The sequence below is a fragment of the Chitinophaga varians genome, assembly GCF_012641275.1.
Taxonomy (GTDB): domain Bacteria; phylum Bacteroidota; class Bacteroidia; order Chitinophagales; family Chitinophagaceae; genus Chitinophaga; species Chitinophaga varians_A.
In genome coordinates this window covers 602239-625507 of record NZ_JABAIA010000001.1, presented here as the reverse complement: position 1 = coordinate 625507, position 23269 = coordinate 602239, and the positions used below count along the sequence as shown (strand labels likewise).

General features: G+C 51.7%; 15 protein-coding genes. 12 read left to right on the top strand and 3 right to left on the bottom strand.

From position 1 onward, the window contains the following. Positions 1–141 precede the first annotated feature (141 nt). A complete protein-coding gene (locus HGH92_RS02560; protein WP_168869191.1) occupies positions 142–2517 on the top strand; it encodes an ABC transporter permease in 2376 nt (791 codons plus the stop codon). On the opposite strand, the gene HGH92_RS02555 is transcribed toward HGH92_RS02560, so the two are convergent. Then, on the bottom strand, positions 2495–2872 hold the full coding sequence (locus HGH92_RS02555) for a winged helix-turn-helix transcriptional regulator (protein WP_168869190.1): 378 nt from the start codon (positions 2870–2872) through the stop codon (positions 2495–2497). The two genes, HGH92_RS02560 and HGH92_RS02555, sit on opposite strands and share 23 nt — an antisense overlap. Positions 2873–2997: 125 nt before the next feature. Between HGH92_RS02555 and HGH92_RS02550 the strand changes: the two genes are divergently transcribed. Continuing rightward, on the top strand, positions 2998–3639 hold the full coding sequence (locus HGH92_RS02550; protein ID WP_168869189.1) for a hypothetical protein: 642 nt from the start codon (positions 2998–3000) through the stop codon (positions 3637–3639). A gap of 204 nt (positions 3640–3843) precedes the next feature. Then, entirely contained in the window at positions 3844–6555 is a 2712-nt protein-coding gene (mgtA, locus tag HGH92_RS02545; RefSeq protein WP_168869188.1) for a magnesium-translocating P-type ATPase, read from the top strand. Here mgtA and HGH92_RS02540 read toward each other — a convergent pair whose 3' ends face one another. Then, positions 6556–7083, bottom strand: a complete 528-nt coding sequence (locus tag HGH92_RS02540; protein ID WP_211092521.1) for a DinB family protein — start codon at positions 7081–7083, stop codon at positions 6556–6558. A gap of 142 nt (positions 7084–7225) precedes the next feature. On the opposite strand from HGH92_RS02540, the gene HGH92_RS02535 reads away from it, so the two are divergent. Then, entirely contained in the window at positions 7226–7744 is a 519-nt protein-coding gene (locus HGH92_RS02535) for a DinB family protein (RefSeq protein ID WP_168869187.1), read from the top strand. Between the two features lie 25 nt (positions 7745–7769). Here the strand turns inward: HGH92_RS02535 and HGH92_RS02530 are convergent, their stop codons facing one another. Next, a complete protein-coding gene (locus tag HGH92_RS02530) occupies positions 7770–9860 on the bottom strand; it encodes a heavy metal translocating P-type ATPase (protein WP_247654814.1) in 2091 nt (696 codons plus the stop codon). Between the two features lie 213 nt (positions 9861–10073). Between HGH92_RS02530 and HGH92_RS02525 the strand changes: the two genes are divergently transcribed. The 8 genes from HGH92_RS02525 to HGH92_RS02490 all read left to right on the top strand — a co-directional run bounded on the left by HGH92_RS02525 (position 10074) and on the right by HGH92_RS02490 (position 23250). After that, positions 10074–10955: an MBL fold metallo-hydrolase gene (locus HGH92_RS02525; protein ID WP_168869185.1), complete on the top strand. Its 882-nt coding sequence runs from the start codon at positions 10074–10076 to the stop codon at positions 10953–10955. A gap of 180 nt (positions 10956–11135) precedes the next feature. Continuing rightward, positions 11136–11687: an RNA polymerase sigma-70 factor gene (locus HGH92_RS02520; protein ID WP_168869184.1), complete on the top strand. Its 552-nt coding sequence runs from the start codon at positions 11136–11138 to the stop codon at positions 11685–11687. A 150-nt stretch (positions 11688–11837) separates the two neighbouring features. After that, positions 11838–11975, top strand: coding sequence for a hypothetical protein (locus HGH92_RS02515; RefSeq protein WP_168869183.1), 138 nt, complete (start codon positions 11838–11840; stop codon positions 11973–11975). Between the two features lie 506 nt (positions 11976–12481). Beyond that, positions 12482–13504, top strand: coding sequence for a FecR family protein (locus HGH92_RS02510; RefSeq protein WP_168869182.1), 1023 nt, complete (start codon positions 12482–12484; stop codon positions 13502–13504). A 225-nt stretch (positions 13505–13729) separates the two neighbouring features. Continuing rightward, positions 13730–17167, top strand: a complete 3438-nt coding sequence (locus HGH92_RS02505) for a TonB-dependent receptor (protein WP_211092520.1) — start codon at positions 13730–13732, stop codon at positions 17165–17167. A gap of 18 nt (positions 17168–17185) precedes the next feature. Beyond that, positions 17186–18778: a RagB/SusD family nutrient uptake outer membrane protein gene (locus HGH92_RS02500; protein ID WP_168869181.1), complete on the top strand. Its 1593-nt coding sequence runs from the start codon at positions 17186–17188 to the stop codon at positions 18776–18778. A gap of 181 nt (positions 18779–18959) precedes the next feature. Continuing rightward, complete coding sequence (locus HGH92_RS02495; RefSeq protein WP_168869180.1) at positions 18960–22052, top strand: PQQ-dependent sugar dehydrogenase; 3093 nt, start codon at positions 18960–18962, stop codon at positions 22050–22052. A 4-nt stretch (positions 22053–22056) separates the two neighbouring features. Next, positions 22057–23250 carry a nucleoside permease gene (locus HGH92_RS02490; RefSeq protein WP_168869179.1) on the top strand — a complete coding sequence of 398 codons (1194 nt, stop codon included), beginning with the start codon at positions 22057–22059 and terminating at the stop codon, positions 23248–23250. The last annotated feature ends 19 nt before the right edge of the window (positions 23251–23269 follow it).

The window sequence follows — 23269 nt, the reverse complement described above, 5'->3', positions numbered from 1 at the left end:
GCTGGCCGGTGCTGTTTTTATCCGCTATCCGCAACTGAACAAAACCTGTATCAAAAGCGGACATTTTTAACAATGTGTGATATGTATGTTGTTGTATATTAATGTGTTTTTTGTTGGCATCCGATTGGAAAATTCGTTTTCATGATTACCAACTATTTCCGGACAGCCGTCCGCAGTTTATGGAAGAACAAAGTATACAGCTTCCTGAATATTTTCGGATTGATGACAGGCATTGCCTGCGCCGGCATTATCTTCCTGTGGGTGGAAGATGAGGTGCGATACGACAGTATGCATGAAAAGAAAGACCGGTTGTACGCTGTTTTACAGCACTGGCAGTACGATGGCTACAAGCGCACTTTCTGGTCCACCCCCGCTTTGATGGGACCAGCCATAAAAGCGGAGCTTCCGGGAGTGGCCAATATTTGCCGTACAACAGAGGGAACAGTTTCTGCCATGTTCAACAATGGCAGCACCGCTTATTACGCGGCCGGCATGTATGCAGACAGTACCTTGTTCAGTATGTTCACCTTTCCTTTTGTGGAAGGGGACGTGCGTACGGCTTTCGCACAGCCTTATTCTCTGGTCATAACGGAAAGGGCTGCACGGAAATTTTTTGGGCGAACGACCAACGTGACCGGCAAAATGCTGAAGATGGACAACCAGCAGGAATACATGGTGACAGGCGTAGTGAAAGACCTGCCACCCAATTCCTCGTTGACGTTTGAATGGCTGGCGCCTTTTCAGACTTATTTTAATCAGAACAAATGGTTGACATCATGGGATGCCAACGCCATCCATACTTTTGTGGAGATGGTGCCGGGATCTGACGTGGCGGCGCTCAACCGGCAGCTGGCAGGGTATGTGAAAGCGAAATTCCCCAAAGCCATTACCACCCCGTTTTTATTTACGATGAATGACTGGCGGTTGCGCGGCGACTTTGTGGATGGTAAACAATCCGGCGGACGTATCGGGTATGTACGCCTGTTCACCGTTATCGGCTGGATCATCATTTTGATAGCCTGCATTAATTTTATGAACCTGGCCACTGCGCGTAGTGAGAAGCGTTCCAAAGAAGTGGGGGTGCGCAAGGTGCTGGGTGCGGGAAAAGGCCGTCTCATCGTGCAATTCATCGGTGAGGCCATGATGATGTCTTTGGTGGCCACCCTGCTGGCCGTGGTGATCATTGGCCTGTTATTGCCAGCGTTTAATGCTATGGTAGGCAAACAGATTGCTTTAGACCTGCAACATCCTTCGCACTGGGCCGCATTGTTGGCAATAGCTGTGGTGACCGGGCTGATGGCAGGCAGTTATCCCTCCCTGTATTTATCTTCCTTTAATCCGGTTGCAGTGCTGAAGGGCATCAAAATGCCCGGCGGCAGTGCCGCCGTGATCCGCAAAGGGCTGGTCACCCTGCAGTTTACCGTGTCCATCGTACTGATCATTTCCACCATCATCATTTATCAGCAGATAGAACATGTGAAGCACAGAAAGCTGGGCTATAATAAGGACAAGCTGCTGGAAATGAGTGTTACCGGCAGGATGGGAAAGGACTTTGCTGCCATCCGCCAGGACCTGCTGAACACGGGATTTATAGAGAACGTGGCCTTATCTGATCATATCACCATTGAAGGTGGAAACAATACCAACGCCTTCCGGTGGCCGGGATCGCCGGAAAGCGGTTTCCTGATCTCCAACCGCTGTGTGACGCCGCAATTTTTTGCGACCTCCGGCATGGAGCTGAAAGAAGGCCGGGACTTCCTGCCCGGGGCCACTGTGGACAGCTTCAGCGTGGTGATCACCGAATCGCTCTCCCGGTTGATGGGTGCAGAAGGCAGTATCGGCAGGGACCTGCTGGTACCAGACGATGCGGAAAGAAATTACCGTCCTTATCGTATTGTAGGGATCGTGAAAGATTATGTGTACGGTGATATTTATGGCAAGCCAGACCCGGTGGCGTTTTTTAAGCGGGACAATGACCCGCGGCAGATGTATATCCGTATGGCAGCCCATGCCGATCCGGAACAGACGGTGAAGAGCATTGAGCGGGTGATGGCAAAAGATAATCCCGGTTATCCGTTTGCTTTCCGTTTTGTAGATGAACAGTTTAATGCCATGTTCAGCAGTGAACAACTGATAGGCCGGTTGTCGCGGATATTTGCTTCACTGGCGATTGTTATTTCCTGCCTGGGACTGTTCGGCCTTGCAGCCTATACCGCAGAACGCAGGACCAAAGAGATCGGTATCCGCAAGGTGCTGGGTGCCAGCGTGACAGGCATTGCGCGGTTGTTATCGATGGAGTTCCTGAAGCTGGTACTGCTGTCAGCGGTGATTGCATTTCCGCTGTCATGGGCCATCATGTCGCATTGGCTCAACCAGTTCACCTATCATACGCCTATTCACTGGTGGGTATTTATACTGGCAGGCGGTATGGCGGTGCTGATAGCATTGGCAACAATCAGTTACCAGGCTGTGAAGACGGCCATGCAGAACCCCGTCAGGAGTTTACAGGCTGAGTAGACGCCATAATATGGCGGCGGTGTTCCGCTCCCCAGTCCATCAGCTGAAAGACAATTTTTTCAAGGGTTTTTCCATACGGCGTGATCTCGTACCGCACCGTAACAGGTTTGGTGGAACAAACGGTGCGGGACACCAGCAGGTTCAGTTCCAGCACCTGCAGTTCCCGTGTCAGCATTTTAGCGCTGATGCCTTCTATTTCCTGTTGCAGGTCAGAAAAACGTTTCCGTCCGCGGCAGCACAATACCGCGATAATTAATACTTTCCATTTGCCCTGGAGGAGCTCCATCGCATCGTTCAGGGCCCTTGTTCTTCCTTTGTAGTCACATTCAGGATACTTGTTGATATATGTTTTCATGGCAGTAGCTATTGGGAGATCTGTACAAAAATAAGCTATCTGCCGGTAGATAAGATTCATGCCGATAATATGAAGTATTCATAATATGTATTAAATTTGCGCCACTATTTAAAAACGATAGTCCCATGACCCGTACCTATCTGTTCCTGTTAGCTGCTGCTGCACTTATCCTGGCAGCCTGCTCCAAAGGCCCCATGGCTGGCCCGGACCCCGATCCTGCTGTAAACCCTCCGGGCAACAACCCGTCCAACAAATTGACCGGCACCTGGAAATTTGCCGGCATGGAATTAAAGGGGCAGTCAGTCACTTCGGCCAGTGACATGGAAGGCAATACTTTAAAAGGGATTACTGATTTCGATTATATCAGCATTGAGAACAAAGGCACCGTCACTTTCGATGAACGGATGATGACCTCTAAGGACATCAGTTACATGGTAGATACAAAAGTGAAGGGGGCAAGTTACGTGAATGGTGAGCTTATGGAATCGGAAGAGCTGCCATGGCGTGTTACCATACCGGCTTCAGGCAGTTCGGCGTCATACGAACTCAAAGCGAATGATTCCCTGTACAGCCAGGCTTCCACTGTATCCTTTCCGGGCATTGATGCTCCTCTTACCGGACAGCCGATGGCTTGCAAACTGAGCTGGAAAGGGGATACGCTGGTATTAAAATCACGCGTGAATTATACTAAAAACAGTTCAGCAAATGGAACAGCTACGATCGTGAGTTCCAGCATGGACCAGGTGACCAAGCTGGTGAGAAAATAATTACCATCGCTCTAATGAATTTCTAATACTTTTCTAAAGCCCCTCTAACAGCCTGCCCGCGCAGGCTGTAGTATTTTTGTCCTGTCAACAAATATTTATCACTATGGACGCAGGACCCGGACATACCGGTAATGTAAGCCAGGGTGCCCTGTTTTCTTCCTGATAAGGGACCGCCCCGGCTGACCATTAAACTATTCTACAGTCATGATCAGAACAGCAGCAGGCAGCATCAGGCGGCACATACCCTTTACCCAGCAGGTAACTGCAGACGGATTTAATGTACTGGCAGCGAAGAAGCTCCGCCATGTGGCGCGAAGCGACAGGGCCGGTGCCATGAACGTGTTGGACAGCCAGGAAGGCGGTCTTACAGAAAACCAGGTGCAAACCAAGCGCAGGGTGTTCGGGCTCAATGAAATCACCCACAAAAAAGCGCCCGCCTGGTACAAACAATTCCTACAGGCTTTCATCAATCCCTTCATCGGCGTACTGGCCGTGATTGCCATTATATCCTTTATCATGGACGTGTGGCTGGCCGCTCCCGGTGAGCAGGACTACAAAACCGTCTGCGTAGTGGGCGTAATGGTGGTGCTGAGCTCCGTACTTCGTTTCTGGCAGGAGTTCCGCAGCAACCGCGCCGCGGAGAAACTCAAAGGCATGGTGAAAACTACTGCCATGGTGCTGCGTAATCCGGAAGGCGCCCGGGAGATACCCATCCAGGAGATCGTTCCCGGGGATATTTTCCTGCTGTCTGCCGGCGACATGATACCCGCAGACTGCCGGGTGCTGCAATCGAAAGACCTGTTCGTGAGCCAGGCGATGCTTACAGGAGAAGCGCTGCCGGTAGAGAAACAGGAATTCAGCATTGCAGATGCCGAACGCCGCGTACCCTTTGAACTGGAGAACATCTGTTATCTGGGCACCAACGTGGTGAGCGGCGCCGCTACGGCCATCGCCATCAATACCGGTGATCAGACTTACTTTGGCTCCTTTAGCAAAACCCTGATCACCAAAAGGGCGGAAACCAGTTTCGATAAAGGTGTGAACAGTGTCAGCTGGCTGCTGATCCGTTTTATGCTGGTAATGGTGCCGTTGATTTTTGTGATCAACGGACTGGTAAAACACGACTGGATCTCCGCTTTGCTTTTTGCTATAGCCGTTGCCGTTGGCCTTACGCCGGAAATGCTGCCCATGATCGTTACCGCCAACCTGGCCAAAGGAGCGCTGAGCATGAGCAAACGCAAAGTGATCGTAAAAAGGCTGAACGCCATTCAGAATATCGGCGCGATGGACATCCTGTGCACTGATAAAACAGGCACACTCACTATCGACAAAATAGTCCTGGAAAGGCATCTGAACGTATTGGGGCAGGATGACGAAGAAGTGCTTAAATGGGCTTATCTCAACAGCTACTATCAGACAGGGCTGAGGAACCTGCTGGACCAGGCCGTGCTGGAACATGTGGAGGTACATGAGCATATCCAGGCGGGCAACCGTTTTACCAAAATAGATGAAATACCGTTCGATTTCCAGCGCCGCCGCATGTCCGTAATATTGCAGCAGCGCAACGGCAAGCACCTGCTCATCTGCAAGGGCGCCGTGGAAGAGATGCTGGCCCTTTGTTCACATGCTTTTAACCCCGGAGAAGATAAAGAACTGCACCCCGAAAATGATAACGTCATGGTGCTGGACGAAGGTATGCGCAACCATATCCTCCGTATTTCCCGCAAGCTCAATGAAGAAGGGCTGCGCGTGTTGCTGGTCGCCATTAAGGAGTTCGACAACCGCGCCCTGACGTATGGCGTGGCGGATGAAAACAACATGACGCTGACCGGCTTCATTGGTTTCCTGGACCCCGCCAAACCTTCCGCCCAACCCTCTATCGAAGCATTGCACCAGCTGGGCATTACATTGAAAGTGCTGACCGGCGACAACGAGATCGTTACCAAAAAAATATGCCGGGACGTAGGAATACCGGTCAACAATATCCTGCTGGGGCCGGACCTGGACAATATCAGCGATGCTGAGCTCACAAAAGAAATCGACAACATCAGCATCTTCGCCAAGCTAAGCCCCCTGCAGAAAACCCGTGTGGTGAAAGTATTACAGCAGAAAGGGCATACGGTCGGTTTTATGGGAGATGGCATCAATGACGCTGCAGCTTTGAGAGAAGCTGATGTAGGCATCTCTGTGGACACTGCGACCGACATCGCCAAAGAAAGCGCGGACATTATCCTGCTGGAAAAAGACCTGACCGTATTGCGGAAAGGCGTGATTTACGGCCGCCGGACATTTGGCAACATCATCAAGTACATCAAGATGACCGCCAGCAGCAACTTTGGGAACATGTTCAGTATGCTGGGGGCCAGTGCGTTTCTGCCGTTTCTGCCGATGTTGCCTATTCAGTTGCTGGTGCAGAACCTGTTGTATGATATTTCGCAGATAGCCATTCCCTGGGACCGGATGGACAAGGAATATCTCGAAGCACCTAAAAAGTGGGATGCTTCCGGTATTGCACGGTTTATGTTTTTCATCGGGCCTATCAGTTCTATTTTTGATTATCTGACATTTGCCTTGTTGTTTTTCTTTTTCAAAGCCAATACGCCGGAGCACCAGGCATTTTTCCAGAGCGGCTGGTTCATAGAAGGGTTGTTGTCACAGACGCTGATTGTGCATATGATCCGTACGCGTAAGGTGCCGTTCATTCAAAGCTGGGCCACCGCACCGGTGCTGGCGTTGACAACGCTGGTAATGGCCATTGGTATTTTACTGCCATTCAGTCCGCTGGCCGCGGCATTAAAAATGCAGGCCATGCCGGTCCAATATTTTCCTTTTCTGTTCGCTATCCTGACCAGCTATTGTGTGTTAACGCAGCTGATCAAAAACTGGTTCATCCGGCGTTTTCAGAGCTGGCTGTAATCATTTCACGCCATGTTCCGGGTTCCATGATCCCTGTTCCTTGCGGACGAAGATGATCTGCCCGGTATGATAGGCATTGTGGGTGGAGATATTGGCGATGGTGCCGGCGGCGGCAGCGAGTGTTTTATCGTCTGCTTTTTCGACGAATTGTTCCAGTCCGGTAAGTATTTCGTCCAGTTTCTTTACGGCTGTTTCCCAGCTTGCTTTGTCTACACTGGCAAATGTTTCGTTGTTGTCGCCTTTGAAGTCCTTCACTTCTTTTCCGAGGAACTTGTTGAGCTGCCGTTCGTTCCAGAACACGAGGTGTTGCACCAGTTGGCCTACAGAGTGGTTGCCGCTGCCATCTTTCCAGTTGGCCTGTTCAGCCGTAAGGCCTTCCACGGCAGTGTTGGCTGGCACGAACCAGTCCGCCTTATTGTGTGTACTGCGGAGTTGTGTCAGTAAAACGGATTTCAGGGTAGGCGTGGCCGTTTGTCCGAATACGTGTACGGACGCCAGCATAAGCCATACGGGGAGTAGCTTTCTCATAACGCTGTTGAAGTTGTTTGGGGGATGAATAATAGGCATGAAGATAGTGTTTCCTGTTGTTCGTCCCAAGGGAAATATATGAGTGGAAAGGCGGGCAACAATTCCGTTTGCGGGGCGTTACACTTACAGGAGGTTTTTTATTATGACGGAATTATTGAAATGGTCTGATCGCCGCTTTCAGTTTGGGCATACGGTGGATTACATACCTTTTTTCGTGGAGCGGTTGCGTGCTACTGCGCCGCGGCTGGATGAGATGACAGTATTGGTACCGGAAGATATCATGGAGGTCCGGGAACATGACAAGTGGTCCGTGAAGGAGCATATCGGTCATCTTTCAGATATTGAGCTGCTGCATGACAAGCGGCTGGAAGACCTGCGGGCGGGGCGGGAGCTGACGCCGGCAGACCCTGACAATAAAGCCACTGTGGCGGCCCATCACAATCAATATCCGATCAGCGAGCTGGTGTATCATTTCCGGCAGGTGCGGGATAATTTTCTTAAGCAGGTGGAGCATTTTTCGCCGGCAGATCTGGAGAGGAAGGCGATGCATCCGCGGTTGGGACAGGTGTTATCGCTGGCTGACATGTTGTACTTTATTGCCGAGCATGACAATCATCATTTGACGGCGATAGCTACGTTTTTGCGTAAGCATTACGCCTGATACGATAATGGAAAAAAATCCCGGGTTATTTTCCCGGGATTTTTTTATTGTAAGCGAGGAGCCGTAGTCCGTTGAACACCACTACCAGCGTAGAGCCTTCGTGGGCCATTACCGCCGGGCCAATGGAGGCGATGCCGGTGATGGTGAGCGGGATGAGGATGGCTACCATGCCGAGGCTCATCCAGAGGTTTTGTTTGATGATTTTGCTGGCTGTTCTGCTCAGGCCGATGGCGAAGGGCAGGAGCGTGAGTTTGTCGCCCATGAGCGCGATGTCTGCCGTTTCCAGGGCTACGTCCGAGCCGGCTGCGCCCATAGCGATGCCCACCGTGCTGTTGGCCATGGCAGGGGCGTCGTTGACGCCGTCGCCTACCATGGCGACTTTATGTTCATCGTAGGCAAGTTTTTGGATGGCTTCCACTTTTTGTTCCGGCAGCAGGTTGCCCCAGGCATCGGTGAGACCGATTTGCCGGGCCACTGCATCTGCCACCTGCTGGTTGTCGCCGGTGAGCATGATCATGCGCCGTATTCCTGAACTTTTAAGCGTTTTAAGCACTTCTGCCGCTTCGGGGCGGGGTGTGTCCATTACCGAGATGATACCGGCGTAAACAGTCCCTTTTCGTACCACCATAGTGGTGTGGCCGCCACGTTCCAGTTCCTGTACCTGTGTGGTCAGTTCTGCTGCCGGACGATGTTCATCGAGTGATTCGAAGAGGGCGAGATTGCCGATGTATACCGGTGCGCCCTGCCAGGCGGCTTTGATGCCTTTGCCGAGGACGGCTTCCAGCTGCTGCGCTTCCGGGAAGGCCGTATTGCCAAGTTTGGCTTTACCGTCACGAACGATGGCTTTGGCCAGCGGGTGGTCGCTGAGGGCTTCCACGGCCACGGCGGCCTGCAGCAGATCGGTTTCACTGTTGCCGTTCATGGGAATGACGTTGGTCAGCCGTGGTTTCCCTTCTGTGAGGGTGCCGGTTTTATCGAAAGCTACCGCGGTGAGGTTGCCCAGGTCTTCCAGCGGACGGCCGCCTTTGATGAGCACGCCCATACGGGCGGCTCTGGCCACGCCGCTGAGCACTGCGCTGGGCGTGGAGATAGCCAGGGCACAAGGACTGGCCGCCACCAGTACGGACATAGCGCGGTAGAAACTGGCGCTGAAAGGTTCATCAAGCACCAGAAAGGCGAAACATAACAGCAGCACCAGTATCAGCACTGCCGGCACGAAGATGCGCTGGAAGCGGTCGGTGAACTGTTGCGTCGGTGACTTCTGTGACTGTGCTTCATTAACCATTTTCACCAGCCGGGAAATAGTGGAGTCGCTGGCCGGCTGGCTCACCATGATTTCGAGGGAGCCGTTGCCGTTGATGGAACCGGAGAATACTTTATAGCGGGCATTTAAATCTTTTACCTGTTGCAGTGCGCTGGCAGGATCATCGACCGGCATTTTGTCCACCGGTACGCTTTCGCCGGTGATGGGCGCCTGGTCTACACTGCTGGTGCCTGCCACCACGATACCGTCTGCCGATATTTTGGTGTTGGGCCTTACCACTATAACATCGCCGGCTTTGAGCTCGGATGTTTCCACTTCTCTGGTGCCGCCGTTGGTTTTGAGCAGTGCTGTTTTAGGTGCCAGGTCGGCCAGTGCCGTAATGGATTTGCGGGCTTTCTCCATGGCATAATGTTCGAGCGAGTGACCGAGGCTGAAGAGGAACAACAGCAGGGCGCCTTCTTCCCATTTCCCTAAAATAGCTGCGCCGGCGGCCGCCACCAGCATCAGGAAATCTATTTCAAAGCCGCCTTTGGAGATGGTTTCGATAGCTTCTTTGGCAGTGTAAAATCCACCGAAAATATAGGAGGCTATCAGGATGGGCAGCAGTCCGCCTTCCGGCATTGTTCCTGCCGCGACGAGCGTACGCCCCAGTATCCAGGCGATGGCCAGTGTGGCGCCGCATAGCAGGCTGAAATACAGTTCGGTGTTTTTGCCGAATATCATCATCGTATGGGCGTGACCGTGATCATGGTCGCCATGGTCATGTTTTTCTCCGGGCTTGTGTTGATGGCTGCCATCGCAGGCATGGGCCGGTTTGGGTGCAGGAGGCGTTGCGGTCATATTTTCTTTCATGATAACGCTTTTTATGGGCACAAAAATGCTGCAGCACGTCATGAGCGCACAGGCATTGTCAATGATGCTTGTTATTGGAAATTATCAGGGTATGCGGTATGACAGTAGCTCTTATCCGCATGACACAAAATTAACTATTCCTGCAATGCCCGCCCATTCTATTTTTACACCGTCGTTGCAAAAAGCGGCCGTTAATATCCGTAGCTTTGGACTATGAAAGCGTTAACGATCACCGGCTATTCCACGGCCCTGTTTTCCACTTGGTATTTTGTAGAAGAGCTGGGCATCTTGCTGGACGCGGGCGACGGCGTAAGTGCCACTTTGTTGCAGAAAAGCAGAAAAATCAGTCATGTGTTTATTTCACATGCCGACAGGGACCATCTGACCGGATTATTACAGCTCAATCAACTGAATGCGCGGGATGGTTTTCCGGTTATCTGTTACCCGAGAGATGGTGGTTCCTACCCTGCGCTGGAGGCGTTTTCCAAGAGATTTGACCCGCATGTGTCAGGAACGGTATGGATGCCGGTAGCACCGGGCGATGAAATCCGTATCAAAGACGATGTACTGGTGTTGCCGTTGCGCAATGAGCATGTGCGCGCCGCTCCGGGCGTGGTACGCAGCCTGGGTTATAAAATCATGCAGACGAGGCGCAAGTTGCGCCCCGAACTGGCGGCGCTAACGCAGGAGGATATACGAAGAATAGGCAGGGAGCAGGGAAAAGAGAAAACGACCATTGAGGTACGCCGTAACATCCTCAGTTATTCCGGCGATACGCCGGTAGCCAGTCCGGATACCTGGCAGGATGCGGAGATACTGATCCATGAGGCCACTTTCCTGGGAGGCGACGAAGTGATTGAACATCCTTCCTATAAGAACCTGCACAGCCGCCTTGAAGAGGTGATAGAGATGGTGAGCGCCACCAATGTGCAACAGCTGGTGCTGGGGCATTTTTCATCGCGGTATGCAGCGGAGCAGATAGATCAAAGTATCCGGCAGCTGTGTGAGCGGTATGCGTTGAATATTCCCGTTTTCCGGGTATTGCCGGGGCAAACGGTCAGGGATATACTGAGCGGCCAGCCGGTCAACCGGTAGGTTACCGCTGTTGTTGTCTTGATAAAAGACATCTGCCGTCGCCGCAGATGCACCTGTGTACCGATAATTCGTTTTAGCCCATTCTCTCCAACCGCTCATCCATTTTTATTTAAAAAAATAATTTTAAAACTACCCTAGTTTATTAAATTATTTTTATATTGTGCTTACGCACGATGAAATATGAAGGAGCTGCTTTACCGCATACAATTTCACGACGACCAACTGGCTTTTAAGGCTTTTTACCAGCAGCAGATGTTCCCGCTTTATCAGTTTGCCCTGGCATTCCTGAAGCAACATCAGCAGGCAGAGGAAGCTGTGAACGACGTATTTGTAAAGCTATGGCAGCGGCGTCATTCCCTGCAGGAGATAGACAACATCAAGGTATATCTTTATGTGGCGGTGAAACATACGGCACTCAACCAGTTGAGGGCTGCCACGACCTTCGAGGAGGCGGACCTGGACAATGTACAGGTGCCGCAAGTCCGCTTCTGCGCCGGCGCCGAGCAACTGCTGCTGACCCACGAACTGCAGGACGCTATTGCAGCGGCCATCCGGCAGCTGCCTCCCAAATGCAGGATGATCTTTAAACTGATAAAGGAAGACGGGCTGTCATATAAAGAAGTAGCCGGTATCCTGAACATTTCGCCCAAAACAGTAGACGCACAGTTGATGATCGCGATGAAAAAACTGTCGGCTTCGCTTCAACCCTTTCTGCAACACACGACGGTCTGACTGCGGTATTTTCTCACGCACGTTTTGTAAATTGTTGCTTATTCGATTTTGCTGCCACACTAAAAACCTGCATTGTCTGACAGGACAAGGGAAAGCTGAAAACCTTCAGAAAAGAGTAAGCGCCATGTTTTTCGCGTTAAACCGTTTGTTATGAAAAAGAAAACCAAAAAGAAACTCGACGTTTCCAAACTCAGAATTGCAAAACTGAATGAACCCGGCCAGCAAAAAGCCGAGAAAGCAACTATTCCTCCTAATACATTCTGGTGTACTACCACCGGTCTCGTATAAACCGAAAAAAACAATAACGAACAACTATGGGCCGGCCTTTTGGGCCGGTCTTTTTTATGTTGAAGGTTTTTCGTAGATATACGCTTCTATATTTTCGTGGTTTTATGTTTCTCTGTTTCTGCGTACCCTATTTCCCTGTTGCAACGTTCCAATGTTCCGGCTTGGGGTGGATTTTTCGCTGCTTCTCCCGAATTCCCAGGGCTCACGCCCTGGGCTAAGATGTATTCAAGTCCCCTTTGGGATTTTCGAGGTCAAATTCATCTTTACAGGCGATGGTACAAGACTACAATAACTATGATTTTCAATATTCTAAAACTCCGTATAGGCGTTAATGATTTTACCTTTTACATGAGCCGACATAAGTTTTACAGAGTAAAAATAGAGTATGATGTTACCCATTATTCTCGCTCTCCCCACTAATCTCATTTTAAATTTTTTTTTTAATCCTTTTAGGGAATCCGCTTTTTCTCTGTGTCCTTTTCGCAGGTACACTATCTAACCATTCAATGAAAGCAGAAAGAATACTGGAGCTGATGGCGCGGAAAGCCGGCAGGGCTGCCGGCAGGGAGGAGCTGGAAGAACTGGAACAATTGCTGGCGGAGAACCCGGATTATCGTTTCATGGAAAGCGTGCTGGACACGATGTCGGCGCCGGTCCAGGATACGGCTGTGGTGACAGAAGGCTGGGAGAAGATGGAGGCGTTCCTGCAAACACCGTCACGGGTGACGTCTTCCAGGCGTCCTTACTGGTGGGCTGCGGCGGCGGTGCTGCTGGCGGCTGTAAGTGCAGGCATGTGGTGGCTGGCCCGCAAAAAAACACCCGCGGCGCTGGCACTGCAACAGATCAGCGCACCGATGGGCAGCACCATTAAAGCATTACTGCCGGACGGCACACAGGTATGGATCAATGCCGGCAGCCAGATAAGCTACGATGCCCGTTTTGCTGGTAAAAGCAGGGACGTGGCAGTTGCCGGTGAAGTGTTTTTTGATGTGGCCAGCGATGATAACAAACCTTTCATTGTTCATTCTGATAACCTCGCTATCCAGGTACTGGGCACTTCTTTTAATATAAAGGCCTATGGCGATGATCAGAAGGCGGAGGTGGCAGTCATCTCCGGAAAAGTACAGGTGATGATGCGCAACAGCCCCGAGAAAAAAGTAGTGCTGCTGCCCCGCGAAAAACTGGTGCTGTCACTCGATCAACATACGCTATGGGAGGAACGGGACAGTATACAACATGTCAACTTCAGGGTGCAGGAACTGGCCAGCAGCAAAGACCCCGGCCTGGTGATGGAAACAGCCTGGTGCAATCAGAAACTGGCCTTTATGAATGAAACCTTCGCGGAGGTGGCCCGCAAAATGGAACGGCAGTTCAATGTCAACATAGTTTTTGAAGACGAAACGCTGCAGAAAGAAATACTGAGCGGCGTATTTGAAAAAGAAGATATCAACAAGGCGCTGCGGTTGTTGCAGATGACCACAGGATTCCACTATAGGATAGTACAGCAACAGGTTTACCTGTCCAGATAACACATCATAGCAACATTTTATCAACTCAAAAATCACCTGTAATGAACACACGGTCAAACGCACGCATTACCTGAAAACATGTATGAGGGATGAGATAAGCTTCGTCCGAAAAAGAAAGGGAAGAGGTGTGCTCTTCCCCAAAAGGCTTATGTGTATGTACAGGGGTAAGTCAGCCTGAGAAACTTCACTTACACCCTTCTTTACAAACCTTTCTAAAACAAATCTATGAAAAAAAGCAGATTTGGAGGGGCTTCCTATGCGCTCAGCCAGACAGTCAAACTACTCCTCATTATGAAGTTATGTTTTGTTGTGGTGTTATTGTCCTGTTTACACGCTTCAGCAACCGTCTTTTCGCAGGAAAAATTCACGCTCACTTTCGTGAGGGCTGACGCAGACAAGATCTTCGCAAAGATCCAGCAGGAAAGCAACTATCGTTTTTTTTATAACTATACCGCCATCCGGCAGCTGGGCAAGATAGACCTGCAGGTAAAAGACGCCCCTCTGGCGGAAATTATGCGGCGGATGCTGGACAGTTCCGCGCTGGCCTTCCGCATCATGGACAACAACCTGGTGGTCATCTCCCCCAAATCAGAACAAAGCGCAGGCAGGGTTACCGGTAAAGTGGCCGATGAGAAAGGCACACCGCTGGTGGGCGTTTCTGTAAAAGTAAAAGGCGGCAGCCAGGGCGCGGTAACAGACGTGGAGGGACGCTTCTCCCTACAGGCTGATGCCGGAGCGATCCTGGTGATCAGCTATATGGGATTCATCACACAGGAAATTCCGGTGGGCGCCAGCGAACAGCTGATGAACATCGTCCTCAAAGAATCCACCAGCGGCCTCAATGAAGTAGTGGTGATCGGTTACGGCACCCAACGAAAAAAAGATGTGACCGGCGCTATCAGCTCTGTCAGCAGTAAAGACCTGCGCAACGTGCCCGTGCGCAACGCGGCAGAAGCTTTACAGGGCAAGGTGAGCGGCGTGACCGTTTCACAGAGCAGCGGCAGCCCCGGATCTCCTCCGGTGGTACGTATCCGTGGTATCGGATCTATCAGCGGCAGCAATACGCCATTGTATATCGTTGATGGTCTGCCGCAGACAGATATCGGCTGGCTGAACCCCAACGATATTGAGGCGATGGACATCCTCAAAGACGCTTCCACGGCAGCCATCTATGGCTCCAGAGGCTCCAACGGCGTAGTGATCATCACTACCCGTAAAGGCAGTCGCAATGACACCAAAATGCATGTCACACTGGATACTTACACGGGCTGGCAGTCGGCCTGGAAACGACCACATATGCTGAACGCGGCAGACTTCATCAAATATAAAATACAGGCCAATACCGCTGGTGGCGCACCATTGCCCACCGATATCGATACCCCCGAGAAAGTGGCGCAGGTGCTGAAGTTTGTGAACGATAACAGCGGTCCTAACGGTACCGACTGGTGGAAAGAAATCATCCAGAGCAATGCACCCATACAAAGCTACAATGTAGGCGTGAGCGGCGCAGGCAAAAACCTGGTATACGCTTCCAGCGCCGGATATATGAAACAACAGGGGCTCGTGAAAGGGTCTGACTATGAACGCATCACCTGGCGCACCAATGTGGCGGCTGATATCGGGCCACGGGTGAAGCTCTCCACCAACTTCGGCCTCGTATATGAAAACCGCCGCAATGTGGATGAGAACAACCCCTTTACCGGCACCATCTTCAGCGCTATGGCCGCCGATCCGATCACACCGGTATACCGCAACAACCTGAAAAGCGTTCCGGATTTTTACCAGCGTATCATGACCGGGTATGAAGCCAATAACCCATATTCACAATATGCCGGTATCCTGTTCACCAACAAACCCAATCCGGTGGGACAGGTGGAACGCATGCAACAGAGCGTATGGGAAGGTATTGCCATCAAAGGCGGAGCGACGCTGGACGTGAAGATCCTCGAGCCGCTGACGTTCCGCAGTAATTTCGGGATGGACCTGAGCCGCGGCATCTCTAAAACTTTCCAGCCGGCATACTTCCTGAATTCCTTCGACTACGCGACCTATAATACGGTTGGCAATACTTCCGACTGGGGCAACTATTTCGTATGGGAGAACACGTTGAACTTTGACAAGACTTTTGGCAAACATCATATCACCGCATTGGCGGGTATTTCAGCGGAGCTTACCAAAGGGCTAAACTATGGCGCATCGAAGCAGAACATCGTGAACAATAATGTCGATATGCGTATCATCAACGCCGCCACGATGAACCCCGGTGCTTCCGGATATACTTTCTCCAACGCGTTACAGTCATTCTTCGGGCGTATCAACTACGTATATGCTGACCGTTATATCCTGGCTGCCAATGTGCGCCGGGACGGCAGTTCCAACTTCGGAAACGGCCATCGCTGGGGAACTTTCCCGTCTGCTTCCGCAGCATGGCGCTTCACGGAAGAGAACTTCATCAAAAATGCCAACCTGAAATGGTTGAGCAGCGGTAAACTGAGAGCAAGTTATGGTACCGTTGGCAACCAGTATGTGGATGTAAGCGGCCTGTATCTGTCTACCTACGACAATTCCAGCCGCTATCTCTTTGGGAGTAGCAGCAATCCTTTCCTGGGCGCGGGGCGCGTTACCATGGCTAACCCCAACCTGCAATGGGAAACATCCCAGCAGACAGACCTGGCGCTGGACCTGACGCTGTGGGACGGCCTCCTTGATGTGACCGTAGATTATTACAATAAAAAGGTAAAAGACATGCTGGTGGTGGTACCGATACCCAGCACAATGGGTTACCCTTCCACCAATTTCTGGAGCAATGCAGGCAGTATGGTGAACAAAGGATGGGAAGTATCAATTGGACATAGCCATCAGTTCGGAGATTTCTCCTATAACGTACGTCTTAACGTGTCTACCTTCCGTAACGAAGTGCTGAGCATGGGTGGCGGAGAGCCGATCTATACCGCTGCCCACCTGGGAGAAACGATCACCAAAACAGAGGTAGGTCAGCCTGTAGGGTACTACTATGGCTGGCTGACAGATGGTATCTTCCAGACACAGGAAGAAGTGAACAAAAGCCCGCAAAGCGCCAGCTCCCGCCCGGGCGATCTCCGCTTTAAAGACATTAACGGCGATGGCAAACTGGACGCGGCAGACCGAACCATGATCGGTAACCCATGGCCGGATTTCGTATATGGTTTGAATATCAACCTGAACTATAAACGTTTTGACCTGGGCATGTTCTGGCAGGGCTCACAAGGCAATGACGTGATGAACATCCTGCGTTATGATACCGAGTCGGGCACCGGCTGGTACAACGCGCCACAGGGTTTCCTGGAAAAATCCTGGAACGGCCCCGGCTCCACTAACAAGTACTTCCGTATCAATTCCAATTCAGCGCTCAACAGCAGCGTGTCCAACTATTTCGTGGAAGACGGTTCCTATCTGCGGTTGAAAAATATCCAGCTGGGTTACAACTTCCCTGAAAAATGGCTGGAGAGGGCACGTATACCACAGCTACGGTTATACGTAGGTGCGCAGAACCTGTTCACCTTCACCAAATACAGCGGACTTGATCCGGAGATGGGCAATGCCAACCCCCGGTTGATCGGTATTGACCAGGGATACTTCCCACAGGCCCGCACCTTTATGGTAGGCGTGAACGCTAAATTTTAATCCTTAACAATGTCTGTAATGAAAAAGATCGTATATACCTTACCGTTATTGATGCTTTTACTGGCCGCTTCCTGCTCTAAGGATTATCTGGACAGGCCGCCGTTGGGCAAACAAACGGACGACAACTTCTACACTTCGCCGGATGCGGGTTTCAAGACGGTTGTCAACTGCTACCTTGGATTTTATGAGTTTTGGGGATATCAGGCAGCGATTGCAGAGCTGGGCAATATGGCCACTGACGAAAGTGATAAAGGCGGTTCTGACGCCAACGACCGTCCTTTTGTAGTGGACCTGGGCTTTGGCCGTGCGCTCGCCAATAATGAAACGCTCAACGGCCTGTGGGCTGCCTGCTACAAAGGTATCGGCAACTGCAATGTGGCGCTGGAACGGCTTCCTGAAGCCAAACTAATCGATAGCAAAGGCAATCCCATTGATGACAAAACCAAGAGCCGTTACCTCGCGGAAGTGCGTTTTCTGCGCGCCTACTACTACCTGGACCTGGTGCGTGTATTCGGCGGCGTGCCGCTGCTGACAAAAACGCTGCAGGTGGAAGACCGCAACAAGATCGTACGTGCCGCTTCCAATGAGGTGTTTCAGTTCATCACCAGTGAGCTGGAGGCCGTGGGCAACGATGCCGCGCTGCCTTCCCGCAACGACCTGCCAGCCACAGAACTGGGCCGTGTCACCAAAGAAGTGGCATGGTCCGTACAGGCAAGGGCTTATCTTTTTTTCGCTGAAGATGATAAAACCCTCTACGCCAAAGCCCGCGATGCGGCCAAAAAAGTGATCGATGCCAACGCCTTCAGCCTGGACCCCCAGTACCAGGCGCTGTTCCTGAAAGACGGCTATAAAAGCCCTGAGGCGGTATTCCCGATTATTTTCGGCGATGATCCCGCTGCATTTATCTACGGCACCACGCTGCCTGTCTATTGCTCGCCACGCAATGTCGGCGGATGGGGCTTTGACTGTCCTACGCAGTCACTGGTAGATGAGTATGAGGCCGGAGATCCACGTATTCTCTTCACCATCCTCGACCAGGGAGATGTGTTCCCCGGCGGAGAAACGCTGGACTTCTCTTCCTATCCGAATACGGGCCATCACAACCGCAAAGTGTTCCTGCCCGCCAACCGCCGCGGCCAAGGATGGGGCAACGATGCCTGGACCATGCACCTGGTACGTTATGCGGACGTACTGCTGATGTACGCTGAAGCCCTGATTGAAAGTGGCGGCAGCAAACAGGAGGCTGCCAATTATATCAATATGGTGCGCAACCGCGCCAGCAACTCTTCCCATACTGACGTGGAAGCCGTGTCCCGCAAACGGGTAGTAGCGGCCACGCCGCTGCCGGCGGTATCTGCCGGCGACGACCTGCGCAAGGCCCTGCGGCACGAACGCCGCGTGGAGCTGGGATGCGAATACGGCCGCGTGTTCGACCTGCTGCGCTGGAACATCTATGTGACCACCATGAAAGATTATTCCACCAGACCTTATTCCAACGGAAAAGGCAACGCCTTCAGAGCGCCTGCTTCCGGCAGTAAATACCTCTTCCCGATACCGCAACAGGAAATAGACCGGACCGGCGGTGGTATCCAACAAAATCCCGGTTATTAATTACGAATTACAAATTACGAATTACGAATTGGGGAGACTATGAATCATGGATTGTAACGGACCGTCACGACAGTTAAGAAAATATCTGTAAAGGCAAATAAGGGATTTCTGCTGTAAGGCTGCTCTCCATTCGTAATTCGTAATTCGTAATTGACATAAGTGAACGCTATAATCGAAAGAAATGAAAAAACTATGGTTGCCTGTGTTGCTCGCATTGCTTACAGCATGCGGGGCCAAACGTTCTGTTACCCGTATTTTATGTTACACTAAAAACACAGAAAGCCCCTGGGTAAAGCAATTACAGGAGGCGGGACAAAAAGAAGGCTGGCAGATAGTACTTACCGGCGACAGGCAGTATTTCCAGGATGATTCCCTGAAAGGCTTCAGCGCAGTATGTGTGCCCTTTTCACTGACAGACAGTTTGAACTACCGCGACATACCGGCGTTGAAACGTTATGCGGAAGCCGGTGGTGGCGGTATCCTCGCCGTGAAAGACAGCGCGGCGGTTAAACAGGGATGGCCCTGGCTGCGCGAGTGGAACACGCTGCCGGAAGGTAAGGAGCTGGAACAGGACAAAGGCCGCCTTTACATTGTGCCTGCCACAGCTACGGCTGCAACCATACAATCCGCTGTCCGTTACCTGGTAGGCAACAATGCCTGGCCGGACTACAGCAAATCCTTGACCATTGCGCCACCGGACACTAACCGTTACACCTATACGGTACTGGACCACGGCCTGGACGAACCAATGGAGATGTGCATTCTTCCCGGTGGAAACGTACTGTTCGTAGAACGCAAAGGCGCGGTGAAACTCTATGATGCCCGCCAGCGGCAAACCAAAACCATTGGCCGCTTCGATGTGTTCAGCGGTATTGAAGACGGCTTGCTGGGCGTGGCATTAGACCCTCACTATGAAAAAAATCACTGGGTATATTTTTACTACGCGCCGGCCGGAGAAAAATGGTACAATAAACTGGTACGCCTCGAACTGCATGGTGATACGCTGGACATGTCTTCCGAAAAAGTGCTGATGGAGGTGCCCACGCAACGCCGCTATTGCTGCCACTCTGCCGGTTATCTGTTCTTCGGGCCGCAGGACCTGTTGTATTTATCTATCGGTGACAATACCAATGCGGAAGAAACCCACGGCTATACGCCAGTAGACGAAAGACCCGGACGCGAGTTGTCGGATGATCAGGCCAGTTCAGCCAACAGCATGGATTTGCGCGGTAAGATCCTGCGTATTAAGCCAGAGCCGGACGGTACTTATTCTATTCCCGAGGGCAACCTCTTTCCGAAAGACGGTTCCAAAGGCCGTCCTGAAATCTATGTGATGGGATGCCGCAACCCTTACCGTTTTTCTGTAGACATGAAAAATGCATTTGTCTATTGGGGCGATGTAGGACCGGACACGAAAGTCCCGTCCGCAGAAGGTAGCACGCTGAGCTTCGATGAAATCAACCAGGCAAAGAAACCCGGTTTCTTTGGATGGCCTTACTTCAACGGCAACAACGAAGCCTATCCTTTGCTGGACTATGCTACCATGAAAGAACGACCAGGTAAAGACCCGCTGCGCCCGGTGAACAATTCGCCGCATAATACAGGTCTCAAGGAACTGCCGCCTGCACAGCCAGCCATGATATGGTATGGTGACGCCGCTTCCCCGGTGTTCCCGATGGTGGGCAAAGGCGGGGAGACTGCCATGGCCGGACCGGTATTCTACAGCGATCAGTTTAAGAACGCGCCTTATAAACTGTCTGATTATTACAACGGAAAACTGTTTATCTACGAATGGATGCGGCACTGGATCATGGCCGTCACGTTGGACTCCGCCGGCAATTACCTGCGTATGGAGCCTTTCCTTGAGAATATTGATTTTGCAGCGCCTACCGATATGAAGTTTGCGCCCGACGGCAGTATTTACATGCTGGAATATGGCACCAACTGGTTCTCCAAAAACTCCAATGCCAAACTGGTGCGTATCACGTATTCGGAAGGCAACCGTCAACCGGTAGCGAATATACGCAGCAGCCAGTTGTATGGTGGCGCGCCGATGACAGTGAAACTCTCCGCTGCCGGCTCCATGGACTATGACAAAGGCGACAAGCTCACCTATACCTGGAAGATAGGCGACAAACAACTTAGCGGTGAGCAGGTGGATTACACGTTCTCTCAGCCCGGTGTGTACAAGGTAGACCTGACGGTAGCTGACGACCATGGCGGCAAGGGAACGTCTTCCGTGGACATCAAGGTAGGCAATACGCCGCCGGACGTGCGGATCATGACCTCCGCAAACAGGAGCTTTTACTGGGACAATGCCGCACTGGATTATAAAGTGATGGTCACCGATCCGGAAGATGGCACCCCTGACAGCAGCAAGATCAAAATCACGTTTGATTATCTCCCGATGGGAAAAGATTTCGCATTGGTACTCGCCAATAACGGTGCCGGCAATACGAAGTTCGCCAAAGGACATCAGTTGTTCTGGTCGCTGGACTGTAAGTCGTGCCATACAGAGAATACCACGTCTATTGGCCCCAGCCTCCGGGAAGTGGCCAAACGTTATGCCGACAACGAGACAAACGTGAACAAACTGTCCGCCAAAATTATTGCCGGCGGCAGTGGCAGCTGGGGCAACCGCACCATGTCAGCCCATCCGGACATGTCTGTTGACGATGCCAGGGAGATCGTGCATTACATTCTGTCTCTCAGCAGCGTGCAGGGCACCCTGCCCATGCAGGGCGTACAGTCTTTTAAGGCACATGCCGGCAAGGGCAACGAGGGAGGCTATCTGCTGATGGCCACCTATACCGATAAAGGCGCCAATAATATAGAGCCGATCACCAGCAGGGATTATCTCATGTTGAGAAACCCGCGGGTGCAGGCTGAAGATTTTGATGAAGGGAATGTAAGCCTCATCACGATCACTACTGCGGGGTTGGCGTATACAGCTGTGCGCAACAACAGCTATATCCGGTTCAACCATCTGTATATGGACGGCGTGAAAAGCATGCAGTTCAACGTGCAGGAGCAGGGTATTGGCGGTGTGGTGGAAATCCACCTGGACAAGCCGGATGGCCCGTTGGCAGGCAAGGCGGTAGTGAAAGCCGGAACTGCGGCAGCAGCCGGGCCAACAGCAGGCTGGAAGCCGGTGTCCGCGGCAGTACAGCCGGTGACGGGGCAGCATGACCTGTATTTCGTGTTCAAAAGCAACGATGGTAAAGATGGTTATCTCTTTAACATGGATTGGATCAATTTCTCCAACAATAACTGATCGTATGTCCCTTTCCGTAAGGCTGCGGCTGTCCGCCCTGATGCTATTGGAGTACTTTACCTGGGGCGCCTGGTATGTCACCATGGGCACATACCTGATCACCGCGTTGAAAGCCGACGCGGTGCAGGTGGGCGCAGCGTATGCCAATCTTTCTATTGCGGCCATTATCTCCCCTTTTTTCGTGGGGTTGATAGCTGACCGTTTTTTTGCGGCGCAGAAGGTGCTGGGCGTATTGCATCTGGCAGGTGCGGCCACGTTATATCTGACAGGCAGCGTACATGATTTTGGTAGTTTCTGGTGGCTGATATTACTGTATACCTTGTTGTACATGCCTACGATGTCGCTGGCCAATGCTATTTCCTTCCGGCAGATGACCGATGCGGGGAGGGAATTTCCCTCCGTGCGTGTATTCGGCACCGTAGGATGGATCATTGCCGGTTTGCTGATAGGCTTTGCTAAGGTGGAAGCCAGTGCCGCCACCTTTCATATTGCTGCTGCCAGTTCTTTGTTGCTGGGCGTTTACAGCTTTTTTCTGCCCGATACGCCACCGGTGAAGAAAAAGGTGCAGCTATCTGATGTGCTGGGACTGGACGCGCTGGTATTGTTTAAAAGCCGTGCTTACTGGTTGTTTTTTATCACGGCTATTGCCGTGTGTATACCACTGGCATTTTATTACAGTTTTACCAATGCTTTCCTGAACGACAGCGGCATGAGCAATGCCGCGGGTAAAATGACGCTGGGGCAGGTTTCCGAGTTCCTGTTCCTGCTGCTGATGCCGTTGCTGTTTGTGCGCATGGGCGTAAAGCGCATGCTGGTGCTGGGCATGGCCTGCTGGATACTGCGGTATGTATTGTTTGCCTATGGCGACAGTGGCACGGGCACGTGGATGTTGTATGGCGGCATTGTGCTGCATGGCATGTGTTACGATTTCTTTTTCGTGACCGGGCAGATTTATACAGACCGCAAAGCAGGAGAGGCCGTGAAGAACGCTGCGCAGGGATTGATCACGCTGGCCACCTATGGCATCGGCATGCTGGTAGGATCTTACGTGTCGGGGTTTGTGGCGCGCCGTTTCAGCGGGATAACAACCACCGGTCCGGTATACGACTGGCAGGCCATCTGGCTGGTGCCGGCCGGTATTACCGGTGTGTTCCTGCTGTTGTTTGTTTTTTTATTCCGGGATGATGATCAACAATAACGATAACAATTAAACATTT